Origin of the sequence: Rhodococcus antarcticus, from assembly GCF_026153295.1 — a bacterium.
In the GTDB taxonomy this organism is placed as follows: domain Bacteria; phylum Actinomycetota; class Actinomycetes; order Mycobacteriales; family Mycobacteriaceae; genus Rhodococcus_D; species Rhodococcus_D antarcticus.
Genome location: NZ_CP110615.1, coordinates 3,552,647 through 3,570,158, shown reverse-complemented (window position 1 = coordinate 3,570,158; position 17,512 = coordinate 3,552,647). Strand labels below are relative to the sequence as shown.

At 72.2% G+C, this 17,512-nt stretch carries 15 protein-coding genes; 2 read left to right on the top strand and 13 right to left on the bottom strand.

What is annotated here, in order from left to right:
- Positions 1–6: 6 nt before the first annotated feature.
- The 8 genes from RHODO2019_RS17405 to RHODO2019_RS17370 all read right to left on the bottom strand — a co-directional run bounded on the left by RHODO2019_RS17405 (position 7) and on the right by RHODO2019_RS17370 (position 8,549).
- Complete coding sequence (locus RHODO2019_RS17405; protein WP_265382957.1) at positions 7–1,098, bottom strand: alkene reductase; 1,092 nt, start codon at positions 1,096–1,098, stop codon at positions 7–9.
- 535 nt (positions 1,099–1,633) lie between these two features.
- Entirely contained in the window at positions 1,634–2,518 is an 885-nt protein-coding gene (locus RHODO2019_RS17400; protein ID WP_265382956.1) for a 2-dehydropantoate 2-reductase, read from the bottom strand.
- A gap of 146 nt (positions 2,519–2,664) precedes the next feature.
- A complete protein-coding gene (gene mgrA / locus RHODO2019_RS17395) occupies positions 2,665–3,654 on the bottom strand; it encodes an L-glyceraldehyde 3-phosphate reductase (RefSeq protein ID WP_265384850.1) in 990 nt (329 codons plus the stop codon).
- Between the two features lie 94 nt (positions 3,655–3,748).
- Positions 3,749–4,651 (bottom strand): LLM class F420-dependent oxidoreductase, encoded by a 903-nt coding sequence (locus tag RHODO2019_RS17390; protein ID WP_265382955.1) that lies wholly within the window; start codon positions 4,649–4,651, stop codon positions 3,749–3,751.
- A 34-nt stretch (positions 4,652–4,685) separates the two neighbouring features.
- The gene (gene cynS / locus RHODO2019_RS17385) at positions 4,686–5,123 is read right to left on the bottom strand and encodes a cyanase (protein WP_265382954.1); all 438 of its coding nucleotides are present in this window, start codon (positions 5,121–5,123) and stop codon (positions 4,686–4,688) included.
- Positions 5,124–5,290: 167 nt separating this feature from the next.
- A complete protein-coding gene (locus RHODO2019_RS17380; protein WP_265382953.1) occupies positions 5,291–6,856 on the bottom strand; it encodes a GMC family oxidoreductase in 1,566 nt (521 codons plus the stop codon).
- On the bottom strand, positions 6,853–7,350 hold the full coding sequence (locus RHODO2019_RS17375) for a hypothetical protein (RefSeq protein ID WP_265382952.1): 498 nt from the start codon (positions 7,348–7,350) through the stop codon (positions 6,853–6,855). Before RHODO2019_RS17375 ends, RHODO2019_RS17380 begins: the two co-directional genes overlap by 4 nt.
- Positions 7,351–7,475: 125 nt before the next feature.
- The gene (locus RHODO2019_RS17370) at positions 7,476–8,549 is read right to left on the bottom strand and encodes a hypothetical protein (protein WP_265382951.1); all 1,074 of its coding nucleotides are present in this window, start codon (positions 8,547–8,549) and stop codon (positions 7,476–7,478) included.
- 41 nt (positions 8,550–8,590) lie between these two features.
- Between RHODO2019_RS17370 and RHODO2019_RS17365 the strand changes: the two genes are divergently transcribed.
- Both RHODO2019_RS17365 and RHODO2019_RS17360 read left to right on the top strand, forming a co-directional pair.
- On the top strand, positions 8,591–9,283 hold the full coding sequence (locus tag RHODO2019_RS17365) for a GNAT family N-acetyltransferase (RefSeq protein WP_265382950.1): 693 nt from the start codon (positions 8,591–8,593) through the stop codon (positions 9,281–9,283).
- Complete coding sequence (locus tag RHODO2019_RS17360; RefSeq protein ID WP_265382949.1) at positions 9,280–10,155, top strand: ROK family protein; 876 nt, start codon at positions 9,280–9,282, stop codon at positions 10,153–10,155. Before RHODO2019_RS17365 ends, RHODO2019_RS17360 begins: the two co-directional genes overlap by 4 nt.
- A 368-nt stretch (positions 10,156–10,523) precedes the next feature.
- Here the strand turns inward: RHODO2019_RS17360 and RHODO2019_RS17355 are convergent, their stop codons facing one another.
- From RHODO2019_RS17355 to RHODO2019_RS17335, 5 genes are all read right to left on the bottom strand, one after another.
- A complete protein-coding gene (locus tag RHODO2019_RS17355) occupies positions 10,524–12,329 on the bottom strand; it encodes an acyl-CoA dehydrogenase (protein WP_265382948.1) in 1,806 nt (601 codons plus the stop codon).
- Between the two features lie 421 nt (positions 12,330–12,750).
- Complete coding sequence (locus RHODO2019_RS17350) at positions 12,751–13,329, bottom strand: peroxidase-related enzyme (RefSeq protein WP_265382947.1); 579 nt, start codon at positions 13,327–13,329, stop codon at positions 12,751–12,753.
- On the bottom strand, positions 13,326–14,996 hold the full coding sequence (gene mctP / locus RHODO2019_RS17345) for a monocarboxylate uptake permease MctP (RefSeq protein WP_265382946.1): 1,671 nt from the start codon (positions 14,994–14,996) through the stop codon (positions 13,326–13,328). The genes RHODO2019_RS17350 and mctP overlap by 4 nt, the downstream gene beginning before the upstream one ends.
- Positions 14,996–15,226 carry a DUF3311 domain-containing protein gene (locus RHODO2019_RS17340; RefSeq protein ID WP_265382945.1) on the bottom strand — a complete coding sequence of 77 codons (231 nt, stop codon included), beginning with the start codon at positions 15,224–15,226 and terminating at the stop codon, positions 14,996–14,998. The genes mctP and RHODO2019_RS17340 overlap by 1 nt, the downstream gene beginning before the upstream one ends.
- Before the next feature lie 241 nt (positions 15,227–15,467).
- Positions 15,468–17,294: a phosphoenolpyruvate carboxykinase (GTP) gene (locus RHODO2019_RS17335; RefSeq protein ID WP_265382944.1), complete on the bottom strand. Its 1,827-nt coding sequence runs from the start codon at positions 17,292–17,294 to the stop codon at positions 15,468–15,470.
- Positions 17,295–17,512 lie beyond the last annotated feature (218 nt).

The window sequence follows — 17,512 nt, the reverse complement described above, 5'->3', positions numbered from 1 at the left end:
CTGCGGTCAGACGCTGACCTCGGACAGCGTCGGGTAGTCGGTGTAGCCCTCCGCGCCGCCGCCGTACCAGGTGGCCTGGTCGTTCTCGTTGAGCTCGGCGCCCCGGGTCCAGCGCTCGACCAGGTCCGGGTTGGAGATGTACGGACGCCCGACGGTGACGGCGTCCGCGGTGCCGTTCGCGATGAGGCCCTCGAGCGCGTCGCGGTCGCTGTCCAGGCCGAACCCGGTGTTGAGCAGGAGCGGGCCGTGCCAGACGGTCTTGACGGCAGCGAGCACCGGATCGGTCGGCTCGATCAGGACGTGCAGGTACGCGAGGCCGAGGCCGTCGATCTGGCGGACCAGGGACAGGTACGTGTCGACGTAGTCCTTCTCCGTCATGCCCCCGGCAGCGTGCCCCGGAGAGATGCGGATGCCGACCTTGTCCGCCCCGATGGCCTCGGAGACGGCCGTGACGACCTCGACGACGAAGCGCGCGCGGTTGTCCGCGGAGCCGCCGTAGCTGTCGGTGCGCACGTTCTCGGAGTCGGAGAGGAACTCGTGCAGGACGTAGCCGTTGGCAGCGTGGATCTCGACCCCGTCCAGACCGGCCGCGATGGCGTGCCGGCTCGCGTTGACGAAGTCCTCGACCAGGGCGGGCAGCTCGTCGGTCTCCAGCGCGCGCGGCACGGGGATGTCCTTCATGCCGTTCTTGGTGAACATCTGCACGCCCTCGGGGGCGATCGCGGAGGGGGCGATGGCCTGCTCGCCGGAGTTGTCCGGGTGCGACATGCGGCCGGCGTGCATGAGCTGGACGACGATCTTGCCGCCCTCGTCGTGCACGGCATCGGCGATCGTCGCCCACCCGGCCTGCTGCGCGTCGTTGTGGATGCCCGGGGTGTTCGTGTAGCCCTTGCCCACCTGGGAGGGCTGCGTGCCCTCGGCAATGACCAGCCCGGCGCGGGCGCGCTGGCGGTAGTACTCGACCTGCAGGTCGCTCGGGGTGCCGTCGTCGTGGGCGCGGCTCCGGGTCAGCGGGGCCATCAGGATGCGGTTGGCGGCGACGATGCTGCCGAGGGTGATCGGCTTGAGCAGCGGCGAGTCGGACGCGAGCGCGGTCATGCGGGTACCTCCAGGGGATGCGGAACTCCGTTCGTTCGCAACAACCTCGGGCACGGGCGGGCCCTTCCCCGGTGCGGGCTTCCTCACACGGCTGCGGCCACGTGGAACCTCGTGGTCGGCTGACGCCCGCGGCTGCGGCCACGTGGCCGTGGTCACGTGGAACCTCGTGGTCGGCTGACGCCCGCGGCTGCGGCCACGTGGAACCTCGTGGTCGCCCGACGCCCGCGGCTGCGGCCACGTGGAACCTCGTGGTCGGCTGACGCCCGCGGCTGCGGCTGCGCCCGCGGCTGCGGCCACGTGGAACCTCGTGGTCGCCCGACGCCCTGCGGCTGCAGCCACGTGGAACCTCGTGGTCGCCTGACGCCCGCGGCTGCGGCCACGTGGAACCTCGTGGTCGGCTGACGCCCGCGGCTGCGGCTGCGGCTGCGGCTGCGGCCACGTGGAACCTCGTGGTCGGCTGACGCCCTGCGGCTGCGGCCACGTGGAACCTCGTGGTCGCTTGGCGGAGCAGGGGCGGAGCGGGCGGCACCCGCGCTCAGGCGCCGGCGGAGCCCACGCTGACCGCCTTGGTCAGCGCCCAGATCGCCCGCGTCACCGGCACGTCCACGCCCCCGCGCTCGGCCGCCCGCACCACCGCTCCCGGGATGAGCTCGTGCTCGAGGGGCCGTCCCGACATCCGGTCGTAGTACATGCTGCTGCCGTTGTCGTCGGGGTAGGAGTCGTAGAGCCGCAGGGTGCCGTCGACGTCAGCGTCGGTGAGCAGGGCGCCGACGGACCGCCCGGCAGCCGCGGTCTCGGTGAGCACCGCCCGGCACAGCTCGCGCACCTCGGGCACCCGCAGCACCTCCGCGCGGCGCCCGGTCAGGGCGGTGATGCAGTTCCCGCCCACGTTCACCAGCAGCTTGCGCCAGGCGGCCGTGAGCAGGTCGGGGTCCTGGTGCACGGTGGCACCCCCGTCGAACAGCTCCGAGAGCCGCTGCGCCGCAGGGTTCTGCGCGGTCACAAGCAAGCTGCCGATCCGGTGGGTGACCGCACCGGGCCCGGTCCGCTCGGCCGCGGCCATGACGAGCACGGGAAGCACCTCGGCGTCGGCCACCAACGGCTGCACCCGCTCCACGTGGTCCACGCCGTTCTGCAGCACCACCACGACGGTCCCCGGGCCCACCAGCTGGTCCAGCCACGGGGCCGTGGAGGCGGTGTCCTGCGCCTTGACGGTGAGCAGCACCCAGTCGACCGGCGCGTCCGGCGGCGGGAGCACGGCGATGGTGCGGACGTCCGTCCCGCCCGCCCCGTCGCCGGTGATGGTGAACCGCTCCAGCGGGGTGCGCCCGCACACCGCCACCGGCCCGGCTCCGGCGCGCTCCAGCCAGCTCACGCACAGCCCGGCCACGGCCCCGGTCCCGATGATAGCGACGCTCACGTGCACTCCTTCCTCGCGTTGTGCGCGCACAACGCGACAAGAACGGCGGACGAACGACGTTGTGCGCGCACAACGCGACAAGAACGGCGGACTTTCCGCGTTGTGCGCGCACAACGCGGAAAGTGCGGAAGGTGCGGGTCAAGGGCTCAGACCGCGCTGGAGGGCGCCCAGAGGTTGATCCCCGCGTCCCGGGCGTGCTCGTCGACCGCCGTGAGCTCGTCGGCGGTGAACTCCAGGTTGCCCAGCGCCGACACGTTGTCCTCGAGCTGGCGCACGCTGGAGGCGCCCACCAGCACGCTGGTCACCCGGGCGTCGCGCAGCGCCCAGGCCAGCGCCATCTGGGCCAGGCTCTGCCCCCGCGCCTGCGCCACGCCGTTCAGCGCCCGCACGTGGGCCAGCGACTGCTCGGTCAGCAGCGACGGGTCCAGCGACTTGCCCTGGGAGGCACGGGATCCCTCGGGCACGCCGTCGAGGTACTTGGACGTCAGCATCCCCTGGGCCAGCGGGGAGAACGCGATGGCGCCGGCCCCCACCTCCTCCAGGGTGTCCACCAGCTCCTCCTCGATCCAGCGGTTCAGCATCGAGTAGCTGGGCTGGTGGATCAGCAGCGGCACCCCGGCGTCGGCCAGCAGCGCGGCGGCCTCGCGGGTGCGCTGCGGCGAGTAGGAGCTGATCCCGGCGTAGAGCGCCTTGCCCTGCGCGACGGCGGTGACGAGTGCGCCGACCGTCTCCTCCAGCGGGGTGTCCGGGTCGGCCCGGTGGCTGTAGAAGATATCGACGTGGTCCAGGCCCATCCGGGTCAGCGACTGGTCCAGCGAGCCCAGCAGGTACTTGCGGCTGCCCCCGTCGCCGTACGGGCCGGGCCACATGTCGTAGCCGGCCTTCGTCGAGATGACGAGCTCGTCGCGGTACGGCCGGAAGTCCTCGGCGTACAGGCGGCCGAAGTTCGTCTCGGCGCTGCCGTAGGGGGGGCCGTAGTTGTTGGCCAGGTCGAAGTGGGTGATGCCCAGGTCGAAGGCTCGGCGCAGGATCGCGCGCTGGTTCTCGATCGGGGCGTCGTCACCGAAGTTGTGCCACAGGCCGAGCGAGATCGCGGGCAGCAGCAGGCCGCTGCGACCGGTGCGGCGGTAGACCATCGAGCCGTAGCGGTCGGCGGACGGGGTGAAGGAGTCGAGCGTGTCCACGAGGTCGGTCCTCTTGTCGCAGTAGTGGTGTCAGCTTGTCAGGAGATCAGCGGCCGGCGGGGGTGATCGTCGCCAGCTGCGCGACGAGCTCGGGCACCAGCTCGAACGCGACCGGGTCGTGCACGGCGGCCAGGCTGACGATCGCCTGGTCCACCCCGATCGCGGCGTAGGCGCCGAAGCGGTCCACGGCCTGGGCCACGGTCATCGTGCCCTCGCGGCCGTCCGCGGAGAGGCTGAGCGTGCCCAGCGTCGTCTTCTCGATCTCGGCGTACTCCCGGCCCTCGGTGGCGCAGTGCTGCTGCAGCACGTCGAGCTTGTGCGCAACAGCCTCGGTGCCCATCTCGAAGATGTTGCAGGCGTCGCCGTACTTCGCCACGAAGCGCAGCGTCTTCTTCTCGCCCGTGCCGCCGATGAGGATGGGCGGGTGCGGGGTGCGCACCGGCTGCGGGGAGCTCAGCGGGCGCTCGAGCTGGTGGTGCGCCCCGTCGAAGGCCGACTCGTCCCCGGCCCACATCTGCCGGGCCACCTGCAGCGTCTCCTCCAGCCGCTCGAAGCGCTCGGCCAGCGGCGGGTACGGCACGCCCAGGCCGCGGTGCTCCTGCTCGTTCCACGCCGCGCCGATACCCAGGTACGCCCGGCCGCCGGAGAGCACGTCCAGCGTCGTCACGGTCTTCACCAGCACACCGGGGTGACGGTAGGTGACGCCGGTGACCATGGTGCCCAGCTCGATCGTGTCGGTGACCGCCGCGGCGAACGCGAGCGCCGAGTACCCCTCGAGCATCGGGTCCTCGGCCGGGCCGACCATCTCGATCTGGAAGAAGTGGTCCATCACCCAGAAGCTGGCGAAGCCGGTGTCCTCGGCGCTGCGGGCCACGGTGGCGAAGGTGGCACCCAGGGCTGCTGCACCACCGGGCCAGGTGAAGCTGGGCACCTGAAGTCCGAGTCTCATGCACCCATCCTGGCACCGGGGGCAGTGGTCGGTGTCACCAGCGGTAGTCGAGGAACTTCCCGTCGAAGGTCACCACCACGCGGTCGCCGTCGGGGTCGGCCCGCCGCGCGACGTCGACCTTGAAGTTGATGGCGCTCATGATGCCGTCACCGAACTCCTCGTGGATCAGCTCCTTCAGCGCCGGACCGTAGACCGCCAGCGCCTCGTGGAAGCGGTAGACGGTGGGGTCCTGCGCGGCGGCCGGGTCCGGGGTGCGGGTGGGCTGCAGCTGCAGGGCCTCGACCACGGCCTCGTCCAGGCCCAGCAGCTCGCCCACCGTCGCGGCGGTGTCGCCCGGAACCGGGTGCTGGCCGAGCAGGGCGGCCGTGGTCCACACGAGGGGCTTGTCGACCCGGGTGGCGATCTCGGCCCAGGTGAGCCCCGACCGGATGCGGGCGGCCCGCACCTGCTCGGCAGCCTCGGTCTTGGTCATCAGCGGTTCCACGGTGCTCCTCCTGCTCGGGTCCCCCGGTCCCCCCACTCTCACACGCCGGTCCTGGCGGCGGGCACGGCGGGCACGTGCAGCACGTCGGCGGCGCCCCCGTACCGGAGCTGACCGCTCCCCGGCCCTGCCGCAGGCCTGGCAGGGCCGGGGGCGAGCTACAGCACCCCGGTGCGCAGCTGCTCGACCAGGTACTCCGCCTGCCGGATGGCCAGGGCCACGATGGTCAGCGTGGGGTTCGCCGCCGCCCCGGTGGTCATCTGCGAGCCGTCGCTGACGAACAGGTTGGGGACGTCGTGCGCCTGCCCCCAGCCGTTGACCACACCCTGCTCGGGCGACGCGCTCATCCGGCAGGTGCCCAGGTTGTGCGTGGACGGGTAGGGCGGGGTGTCCGTGACGCCCACCGCGCCGACGGCCCGGTACAGCTCCGCGGCGTGCGCCCACGCGTGCGCGCGCATCGCCACGTCGTTGGGGTGGTCGTCGAAGTGCACGTTGGGCGCGGGCAGGCCGTGCTGGTCGGTCACGTCCGCGCTCAGGGTCACCCGGTTGGTCGCCTGGGGCATGTCCTCCCCGACGATCCACAGCCCGGCGGTGTTCTCGTAGCCGTCGATGATGGTCGTGAAGTCCGGGCCCCAGGCGCCGGGGTCGGCGAACGCCGCGAGGAAGGCCGGGCCGAGGGAGAGCGTCTCCATGTTGTAGCCGCCCACGAACCCGCGGTCGGTGTCCAGCCCCGTCTCGTCGGCCACGATCCCGGCCATCGTCTCCCCGCGGTACATGTGCACGGGCCGCTCGAAGCGGGCGTAGGTCGACGCGGTGAGGTGGCGCATGTAGTTGCGCCCCACCTCCCCGGAGGAGTTGGCCAGCCCGTCCGGGAACAGCGGCGATGCCGACAGCAGCAGCAGCCGGGCGCTCTCGATGGCGTTGGCGGCCACGCAGACGACCCGGGCCCGCTGCTGGCGCAGCACCCCGTCCTCGAAGTAGAGGACGCCGTCCACCTTGCCGCTCGCGTCGTGGGTCACCTGCGCGACGTGGCAGCCCGGGCGCAGGTCCAGGTGGCCGGTCCTCTCGGCCTTGGGGAGCTCGGCGACCAGGGTCGACCACTTGGCCCCGGTCTTGTCGCCCTGGAAGTTGAAGCCGTCCTGGTTGGAGGCGGGTCGGCCGTCGTAGGGCTCGGCGTTGGTGGCGTACGGGCCGGTCGCGTAGAGCTTGTAGCCGACCTTCTCCGCGCCGTTGGCCATCACCTTGTAGTTGTTGTTCGCCGGCAGCGGGGGACGGCCGTGCCGGTGGGTCACGCCCATCTTGATCTCGGCGCGGTCGTAGTACGGGGCCAGGTCCTCGACGCCGATCGGCCAGTCCAGCAGCGAGGTCCCCTCGATGGCGCCGTAGCTCGTGCGGGCGTGGAACTCGTGGTCCTTGATGCGTGGGCAGGCCCCGGCCCAGTGGGTGGAGGTGCCTCCGACGGCCTTGACCGTCCACGCCGGCAGGTTCGGGAAGTCCCGCGCCACGCGCCAGCTGCCGGACGTGGTGCGCACGTCCGTCCAGGCCATCTGGTTGAAGGCCGGCCACTCGTCGTTGTGGTAGTCCGGGCCGGTCAGGTGCGGACCCGCCTCGAGGACCACCACCCGCACGCCGGCCTGGCACAGCTCGTTGGCCAGGGTGCCGCCGCCGGCCCCGGAGCCGACGACGACCACCACGTCGCCGTCGTCGTTCGCGAAGCGCGTCACGACTGCACCCCCTCTGCGCTGTACTCCTCGATGCGGGGGTCCGGGAGCCAGTCCAGGTCGTCGAACCCGCGGTCGACGTAGCCGCCCTGGTCCGACGACTCGCCCTCGTAGCCCACCACCGCCCACAGCTCGCGGTCGGAGTACATGAACGTGACGGTGGTGGAGCGGACGAGGGTGAAGAACGAGGTGCGCTCGATGCCCCGGAGCGCGGCGTAGGCGTCCTCGGTGGCCAGCTCGGCGAAGGGCACCCCCCGCACCGCGTCCAGCCCGGCGAGGCCCTGGGCGAGCTGTGCGGTCTGGAACGCGTTGCCGCTGACCAGGGACACGATGTGCTCGGCGGTACGCCGGTAGGGCCCGTCCGGGACGGCGCGGTGCGGGAAGGCAACCTTGATGACGCGGACCAGGCGGTCCACCACGTCGTCGGGCAGCACGGGTGACGGGGCGGCGGGTGGCTGCGACGCAGCCTCGACGGCCACGGCGGCGGGATCGGTCACGGGAGCTCCTTCGCAGCGAAGCACGCCTCGTCGTCGAGGTGTGACCCCTGACACTGCCCCACCGTGGCCGTGAGCGGGAGACGGCGTTCCGCAGGCCGAAGAACCGCAGGTCGCGTGGGTGCCGCTCAGTCGGCCTTGTGCTCGCCCCGCTTGCGGAAGTAGGTGAACCCGGGGATGCCGGCGATGGCCTCGCGCACGTCCTTGGCCACGTCGAGCAGCTCGTGCACGTCCGGCCCGGTGCGGTCGAGGGTGGCCAGCAGGGGCATCACGTCGTTCTGCAGGTGCGCGGTGAGCGCGGGCAGCTGGTCGACGGCGTTGATCGCGGCCTGCAGCTCCTCCTCGGAGAACTCGCGGACGAACGCACCCGCCAGCGGCGCGGCCTGCTCCGCGATCGGCCGCCAGGTCTCGAGCAGCGCCATGGCGATGTGGGTGGCCAGGGCCGCCTCGGCGATGATCCGCGCGGCGTCGGTGACGGTGACCTCCGCGCCCCGGATCGCGACCTCGGCGCCGTGGATGGTGGACTCGGCGCCGGCGACGACCCTGCCCGCACCCTCCACCGTGGACTCCGCGCCCGCGATGACGCGCCCGGCACCCTCCACCGTCCGCTCCGCCCTGGCGATCACCTTCCTCGAACCCTCCACCGTGGACTCGGCGCCGGCGATCACGCGGGTCGCGCCCTCGACGGTGTGCTCGGCGCCGGCGATCACGCGGGTCGCGCCCTCCACGGTCCGCTCCGCCCCGGCGATCACCCGCTCGGCACCCTCCACGGTCCGCTCGGCCCCGGCGATCACCCGCTCCGCGCCCTCCACGGTCCGCTCCGCCCCGGCGATCACCCGCTCGGCACCCTCCACCGTCCGCTCCGCCCCGGCGATCACCCGCTCCGCCCCGTCGATGGTCCGGTCGGCGCCCGCGATCACGCGGTCGGCACCCTCGATGGCCCGGTCCGCACCGCCCACCACGCGGTCGGCACCGTCCACCACACCCGCCGCGCCGTCGACGATCCGCCGCACCTCGGTGATGGCCAGGGCCGCCTCGTCCGCGACCTCGGCGATCCGTGCGACGAGCCGCTCGGCGTCGGTCAGCACGGTCGCGACCCGCACCGGCAGGACGGCGACGAACACGACGGTGTCGAACGCCCAGGACGTCGCTGCGCGGGCCACGCCGAGGACGTCGCGCGGGGTGGGGATCACCAGGGCCATGGCGCGATCGTGCCCCATGTCACGCGCTAGCGTCGGCGGACGTGAGACCGCACGAGCACCCCCTGGTCCGCTGGGCGGCGCAGGCCGTCCCCACCGCCGGCCTGCGCTGGGACACCGACGGTGCCACCGTCGTGACGGCCACGGGGTTGAACCGGCGCGACCGCATCGTGGTCACCGGGTCGGCCTCCGGTGCGCAGCCCCTGGTCGAGGCTGCGCTGGCCGCGCTGCCGCACCACGTGGTGCTCGGCGAGTCCTCCCTGGTGGCGCAGCTGCGCGGGCTCGAGGTGGTGGCGGAGTTCGGCTGGATGGACCTGCTGCCCACCGACCCCGCCCCCGAGGTGTCCAGCGTCGGGGTGAGGTGGCTGGACGACGACGCCGTGGCCCCCGTGCTCGCCGCGGCCAACCCCGGATCGTGGGTCCAGGTGGGTGAGCCGTCGGTGCTCGGGTGGGCCGGTGCACCCGTGCACGCAGAGCAGGACCACGAGATCGCGTCGGTCGGGGCCCTGGCCCACTGCGCCCCGGACGTCGCCTTCCTCGCCGGCGTCACGACGCTCCCCACTCACCGCGGCGGCGGGCTGTCGACCGCGGTGTGCGCCTTCCTCCGCGACCACGGTCGCCGCACCCGGGGCACCGTCGCGCTCATGGTCGACGCGCACAACGAACCGGCCATCGCGGTGTACACCCGGCTCGGCTTCACCTACCGCGCCGTCACCGCCGCCAGGATGGCGTCATGACCGTCCTCGCCCTCGACATCGGCGGCACCAAGCTCGCGGCCGGGCTCGTCGATCCCGACGGCCGGGTGCTGCGCTCGGCCCGCCGCCCCACCCCGTCCGCCGGCGTCGTCGACGCCTGCGTGGCCCTGCTCCGCGAAGTGGTCGGCGACGAGCCCGTGACGGCCGTCGGCATCGGCAGCGCCGGACCCGTCGACGTGCTCGCCGGCACCGTCGACCCGGTGAACATCCCCCAGCTGCGCGGGGTGCCGCTGGTGGCCGGGGTCGCGGAGGCCTTCGGCGGGGTGCGCGTGCGCCTGGCCGGGGACGGGTCGTGCATGGCCCTGGCCGAGCAGCGCTTCGGGGCCGGGCGCGGGGTGGCCGACCTGCTCGGGGTGGTGACGTCGACCGGTGTGGGCGGGGGCCTGGTGCTCGGCGGGCAGGTGGTCACCGGCCGCACGGGCAACGCGGGTCACGTCGGGCACATCGTCGCGGACCCGGACGGGGTGGACTGCCCGTGCGGCGCCCGGGGCTGTGTGGAGACCGTCGCGAGCGGGCCATCCTCGGTGCGCTGGGCGCGAGCGCAGGGGTGGACGGGTGCCGACGGCGAGGCGCTGGGGGTCTCGGCCCGGGCGGGTGATCCGGTGGCCGTGGCCGCGCTGGAGCGGGCCGGGCGGGCGCTGGGGCTGGCGTTCGCCACCACCGCCGCCCTCGTCGACCTCGAGCTCGTGGTCCTCGGCGGGGGGTTCGCGGCTGCCGGGGAGCCCCTGTGGGCCGCGGCCCGGGCGGCCATGTCCCCGCACGCGAGGATGTCGTTCGTCCGCGGGCTGCGGCTGGTGCCGGCCGAGCTCGGGGCTGCGGCCGGGCTGGTAGGGGCGGCGGCGCTCGTCCTCTGAGGCCGAGCCTGCTGCACCCCGCTCCCGGCGGCCCGCTCTTGGTGCCCCGCTCTCGGTGCCCCGCTCTCGGTGACCACAAGGTTCCACGTGACCCTGGCGGCCGCCGACCGGTGACCACAAGGTTCCACGTGACCCCCGGGCAGGGCCGACCGGTGACCACAAGGTTCCACGTGACCATGGCGGCCGCCGAGCGAGGACCACGAGGTTCCACGTTGCCCTGGCGGCCGGCGACCGGTGACCGGTGACCACAAGGTTCCACGTGGCCCTAGCGCCCAGCGCTCGCCGCCGCCCGCCGTCCGCCCCGTACCCCGCCCGCCCCGCCCAGCACCCGCCGCCCGCCGCACCCGCGCCAGAACGGGCGGGCGGGTTCAGAACCAGGCGGTGTCGGTGTCCAGCAGAGTGGTGTCCAGCGAGTCGAGCAGGTCCAGCTGCGCGCCGGTGCGCGGCAGCTCCCAGCGGTAGAAGAACCGTCCGGCGTGCCGCTTACCGTCGTAGAACGCGCCGTCCTTGCCGTTCGCGGCCAGCAGCTGCTCCAGCCACATCCACGCCACCACCGCGTGCCCGACGGCCTCCAGGTACACCGTCGCGTTGGCCAGCGAGACGTCCGGGTCGCCCGCGCCGAGCACGGTGGCCGTGGTCTTCCCGATCCGCTCGCACACCGCGTGGAGCTGGGCCCCCAGCTCGGCCAGCTCACCCCCGGCCGCCGACGCCCTCCTGACCGTCGCCTCGACGGTGTCCAGCAGCAGGGTCAGCCCAGCCCCGCCGCGCATGGTCACCTTGCGGCCGAGCAGGTCCAGGCCGTGGATGCCGTGGGTGCCCTCGTGGATCGGGTTCAGGCGGTTGTCGCGGTAGTGCTGCTCCACGTCGTAGTCGCGGGTGTAGCCGTAGCCGCCGTGCACCTGGATGGCCAGCGAGTTCGCCTCCAGGCACCACTGGCTGGGCCAGCTCTTCGCGATGGGCGTGAGCACGTCGAGCAGCAGGGCCGCGCGCTCGCGGTCGGCAGGCTCGGGGGCGGTGTCCTGCTCGTCGACCAGCAGGGAGCAGTACAGCCCGAGCGCGAGGCCACCCTCCACGTAGGACTTCTGCGCCAGCAGCATCCGCCGGACGTCCGCGTGCTCGATGATCGCCACCGGCGGCGAGGACGGGTCCTTGTCGCTGGGCAGCCGGCCCTGGGTGCGGGTGCGCGCGTAGTCGAGCGACTTGAGGTAGCCGGTGTAGCCGAGCGCGGTGGCACCCAGCCCGACGCCCACCCGAGCCTCGTTCATCATGTGGAACATGTAGGCCAGCCCCTGGTGCGGCTGCCCCAGCAGCTCGGCGACGGCCCCCGCCCGCCCGCCCGGGGTGTGCGCGCCCTCGCCGAAGTTCAGCAGCGTGTTCGTCCCGCCGCGGTAGCCCATCTTGTGGTTCAGCCCGACCAGGGCCACGTCGTTGCGCTCACCCAGGGTGCCGTCGGGGCCCACCACCACCTTGGGCACCAGGAACAGCGAGATGCCCTTGACCCCCGCAGGGCCGTCCGGGATCTTCGCCAGCACCAGGTGCACGATGTTCGGCGTCAGCTCGTGGTCCCCGCCGGAGATCCACATCTTGGTGCCGGTGACCCGGTAGGTGCCGTCGTCCTGCAGCTCGGCGCGGGTGGTGATGTCCGCGAGGGAGGACCCGGCCCCCGGCTCGGACAGGCACATGGTGCCGGTGGCCTCGCCCGCGAGCATGGGCGTGACGTAGCGCCGCACCTGGTCCTCGCTGCCGTGCGCGACGACGAGGTTGGCGTTGGCCATGGTGAGGAACGGGTAGATGGTGCTGCCGACGTTGGCGGCGTGGAACCACATCTGCACGGCCTTGGACACCACGTTGGGCAGCTGCAGCCCACCGAGGGACTCGTCCATCTGCCCGGCCAGCAGCCCGGCGTCGACGAACACCTTCAGCGCCGTGGCCACCTCCGGGACGAGGACGACCTTGCCGTCCGCGCCCACGTGCGGCTCGTTGGCGTCCGCCTTCTTGTTGTGCGGCGCGAAGTGCTCGGTGGCGATGGTCTCGCCCAGCTCGAGCACCGCGTCGAACGTCTCGCGGGAGTGCTCGGCGAAGCGCTCGCGGCTGGTCAGCGAGCTCACGTCCAGCCACTCGTGCAGCAGGAACTCGAGGTCGCGACGGGACAGGATCAGGGACGCGGGCGCCATGGAGCGAGTAGAGCACGCACCACCGACACCCACCACCGGCACCCACCAGCACGGGGCGGGTGAGTAGGAGCCCCCACCCGGGACGGGTAGGACCACCCCGACGAACCGGACCCGGCCGCACGTCACAGGGAGGCACGCGAGGACGACCGTGGGGCGCACCGGCCTGGAGAGACCGGCACGCCCCGCACCGGAGCAGGGACGGAGGGCGCAGCACCCGGGCCGTCCGGCGGTGGCACGAGCGCCACGGCCGGATGGTGTCGCCCAGCGTGCGCACCCGACCCGCGGGGCGGCCCCACCGGTCGCCCCGCGGTCGCGCGTGCCCGGCCCACGTCACGTTGTGCGCGCAGAACGCGCCAAGAAGGCCCGGGGGAACGACGTTGTGCGCGCACAACGTCGTTCCACGGGGGCCGGAACCGCGGGCTCAGCGGCCCATGGCCCCGAACTCCGCGTTCGGCGCGAGCGCGGTCAGGTTGGCCAGCCGGTTGCTCATGGCGAAGAACGCGGTGATCGCGCCGACGTCCCACACCTCGTCCTGGGTGAGCCCGTCGGCGAGCGCGGTGTCGACGTGGCCCTGGGTGAACCGCTCCGGCTCCCGGGTCAGGGCCAGCGCGAGGTCGACGATCGTGCGCCGTCGCGGGCTCAGCGCCACCGCCCACGGGTTCACCGCGACCTTGTCGGCGTAGGGGTCCTTGTCCCGGATCCGCAGGATCGCCCCGTGCGCCACCACGCAGTACGTGCAGTGGTTGGCCCCCGAGGTCGCGACCACGACGAGCTCGCGCTCGGCCTTGCTCAGCCCGGTCCCGTCCTCGCCCGGACCCTTGTCCATCAGTGCGTCGTGCAGGTCGAGGAACCCGCGCAGCTCCGCCGGCCGGTGACCGAGGCCCAGGAAGATGTTCGGCACGAAGCCGGACTTCTCGGCGATCGCCCCGATGCGCCGGCGCAGGTCCTCGGGCAGGTCCTCGAGGCCCACCACCGGGAACCGGCTGATCGGTGCGCTCACGTGGACGACACCGTCGAGCCCGGCTCGAACGTCGAGGCCGAGCCCGTCCCCGGCCCGTCGTCGGCGTGGTAGTCCGCAGCGACCGTGGCGTCGTGGCCCTCGGTCACCTTCATCGCCCGCAGCACGAGCGAGACCGCCACGGCGACGAGGAGGTTCACCAGCAGCGCGGCGAACCCGACGTAGAACGACACCGTCGAGGCGCCGAACGGGTGCCAGCCGAACACGTCGACCTTGCTCAGCGCCAGGGCCGAGCCCCCGAAGTGCAGCTTGCCGTTGCCCGGGTTCGGGATGCCGTAGAGCAGCCACAGCCCGTACGCCAGGCCCGACAGCAGCCCGGCGATCAACGCCCAGCGGTGGAAGAACCGGGTGTACAGCGCGATCCCCACCGCGGGCAGCGTCTGCAGGATGATCACACCGCCGATGAGCTGCAGGTCGATGGAGAACTGCGGGTCGATCCCCACCACGAACAGCACCGCACCTGCCTTGACCAGCAGGGACGCGATCTTGGCCTGCTTGGCCTCCTGCTTCGGGGTGGCGCCCTTGTTCACGTACTCCTTGTAGATGTTGCGGGTCCACAGGTTGGCCGCGGCGATGCTCATGATCGCGGCCGGCACCAGCGCGCCGATCCCGATCGCGGCGTAGGCGACCCCGGCGAACCAGCTGGGGAACTGCTGGCTGAACAGCGCCGGGATGATCGTGTTGGTGTCGGGCTTGCCGGTGGCGGCGTTGATGACGGGCTTGGTGCCGGCGGCGATGGCCATGTAGCCCAGCAGCGCCAGCAGGCCGAGCACGAACGAGTACGCGGGCAGCGCCACCATGTTCCGCTTGATCACGTTGCGGCTCTTGGAGGCGAGCACCCCGGTGAGCGAGTGCGGGTAGAGGAACAGCGCCAGGGCCGAGCCGAGCGCAAGGGTGGCGTACTGCAGCTGGTTGCTGCCGTTGAGCAGGATGCCGTCGGACTTGCTCGGGGTCGCGGTGAACTTGGCGTCGGCCGCCCCGAAGATGGCGCTCCAGCCGCCGAGCTTGGAGGGCAGGTAGATGACGGCGACGATGATGACGATGTAGATCAGCGCGTCCTTGACGAACGCGATCAGCGCCGGGGCGCGCAGCCCGGACTGGTAGGTGAACGCGGCCAGCACCAGGAAGGCCACGAACAGCGGCACGTGGCCGCCGAAGCCGCCGCCGTTGAGACCCATGGTGCGCAGCACGGACTCCAGGCCCACCAGCTGCAGCGCGATGTAGGGCATGGTCGCGACGATGCCGGTGATGGCGACGATCAGCGCCAGCGTCGGGGAGTCGTAGCGGCCCCGGACGAAGTCGGCCGGGGTGACGTAGCCCTTGGCGCGGCTGACCGACCACATGCGGACCAGGGCCAGGAAGACCAGCGGGTAGACCACGATCGTGTACGGCAGCGCGAAGAAGCCGATGGCGCCGGCCCCGAAGACCAGCGCGGGCACCGCCACGAAGGTGTACGCGGTGTAGAGGTCGCCGCCGATGAGGAACCAGGTGACCCACGAACCGAACTTCCGTCCACCCAGGCCCCACTCGTCGAGGCTCTCCATGTGGTCGCCGGCCTTCCAGCGGCCGGCCATGAAGCCCATCACGGTGATGGCCAGGAACAGGATCAGGAAGACGATGAGCTCGGTGACCTGCACCCCGCCGCCCATCAGTGGTGCCTCGTCTTCACGAACACGATCGCCACGGCGATGACGCCCAGCGGCACGCAGGCGAACTGGAACCAGTAGTACATCGGCAGCCCGAACAGCTCCGGGGTGTCCCGGTTGTACAGGGGCGTGAACAGCACCAGCAGCGGCACCAGCAGCAGCAGGTTCCAGGCACTCTTCTTGATGGAGGCCACCGGCGGTGGGCCGTGCTTGTCGAGCGGGGCGTCAGGCATCGTCGCCGGTCCTCCGTCAGGTGTGTGAACGAGTCGGGCGACCCTAACGCTGTGACGTCCCTCTCGTCACCGACCGATCGTCCGCGGCGGTGGAGTGTCGTCGGTGCGCGCCCAGCGGCTCGGCGCCCGCCTCCGTCGGTGCGGCCGCGCGGAGGTGGACGGCGGGACACCGGACGCGCCGACGGCGGGTGCCGCCCCTGTCGAGGAGCGTCCACCCGCCGTCGGCCGGTCCAGCAGGGCGTCAGCCCAGGCGCTGCTTCAGGGTCTCGAGCTCGTCGCGCAGACCGGTGGGGACCTTGTCGCCGATCTTGGCGAACCACTCCTCGATGAGCGGGATCTCCGCCTTCCACTCGTCGACGTCGACCACGAGCGAGGCCTCGATGTCCTCGGCCGGCTCGGTGAGCCCGTCCAGGTCCAGGTCCGCGGCGGTGGGGACGTGGCCGATGGGGGTCTCGACCGCGGCGGCGGTGCCCTCGAGGCGGCCGATGACCCACTTGAGCACGCGGCTGTTCTCGCCGAACCCGGGCCAGAGGAACTGCTTCTCGGGGCCGCGGCGGAACCAGTTGACGTAGAAGATCTTGGGCAGCTTGTCGGCGTCGGCGCCCTTGCCCAGGTCGATCCAGTGCTGGAAGTAGTCGCCGACGTTGTAGCCGATGAAGGGGATCATGGCCATCGGGTCGCGGCGCACGGTGCCCACGGCACCCTCGGCCGCCGCCGTCTGCTCGCTGGAGAGCGTCGCCCCCATGAACACGCCGTGCTGCCAGTCGCGGGCCTCGTTGACCAGGGGCACCGTGGTGGCGCGCCGACCGCCGAACAGGATGGCCGAGATGGGCACGCCCTCAGGGTCGTTCCACTCGGGAGCGAGGATCGGGCACTGGTTCATCGGCGTGCAGTACCGCGAGTTCGGGTGGCTGGAGAGGGCCTCGGAGCCCGGCGCCCAGTCGTTGCCCTTCCAGTCCACGAGGTGCTCGGGCGTGCCCTCCATGCCCTCCCACCACACGTCGCCGTCGTCGGTCAGGCCGACGTTGGTGAACAGCGAGTTCCCCTGCTCGATGGTGCGCATGGCGTTGGGGTTGGTCTTCCAGTTGGTGCCCGGCGCCACGCCGAAGAAGCCGAACTCCGGGTTCACGGCGCGCAGCCGGCCGTCGTCACCGAAGGTCATCCACGCGATGTCGTCGCCCAGGGTCTCCACGCGCCAGCCGGGGATGGTCGGCTCCAGCATCGCGAGGTTGGTCTTGCCGCAGGCGCTGGGGAACGCCGCCGCGACGTAGTGCACCTTCTGCTCGGGGGAGATGAGCTTGAGGATGAGCATGTGCTCGGCGAGCCACCCCTCGTCCCGCGCCATCACCGAGGCGATGCGCAGCGAGAAGCACTTCTTGCCCAGCAGCGCGTTGCCGCCGTAGCCGGAGCCGTAGCTCCAGATCTCGCGGTCCTCGGGGAACTGGGTGATGTACTTGATCTCGTTGCACGGCCACGCGACGTCGGCCTGGCCGTCGGCCAGCGGGGCGCCGAGGGAGTGCAGGGCCTTCACGAACGGGGCGTCGGTGCCGAGCTTCTCCAGCGCGGCGGCACCCATCCGGGTCATCACCTTCATGCTCACCACGACGTACTCGGAGTCGGTGATCTCCACGCCGAGCTTGGGGCTCTCAGCCTCCAGCGGACCCATGCAGAAGGGCACCACGTACATCGTGCGGCCGGCCATGCAGCCGCGGTACAGCTCGGTCATGACGGCCCGCATCTCCGTGGGGTCCATCCAGTTGTTCGTCACCCCGCAGTCGGCCTCGTCGCGGGAGCAGATGTAGGTGCGGCTCTCGACCCGGGCGACGTCGGAGGGGTCGGAGTTGCCGATGAACGAGTTCGGCTTGATGTCGTCGTTGAGCCGCGTGAAGGTGCCGGCCTCGACGAGCCGGGTGGTGAGCCGGTCCCACTCGGCGTCCGACCCGTCGGCGAAGACCACGCGGTCGGGGGTGGTCAGCTCGGCGACCTCCCGCACCCAGGCGAGGAGCTCGGCGTGCTGGGTGGGCGGGGTCTCCGTGTCCCCGAGACCGGGGATGGACGCTGTGCTCATCACACTCTCCTGTGTTCTCCGCGTGACCTGACCGCGAGTAGCGGACAGGCCCGGCTGCCTCCCTCGCGGGGGGCTGCCCAGGTCCACCGTCGTGGTGGGCCCGGGCGCCGGGTGTCGTGGCACGAGGCTAACCCCGTGCACGCAGCACCTTCGAGACGAAGGCCGTCCGCTGCCTCACACGAACGGTCACGGGATCGATCCAGAAGCCTGGTGTGCGA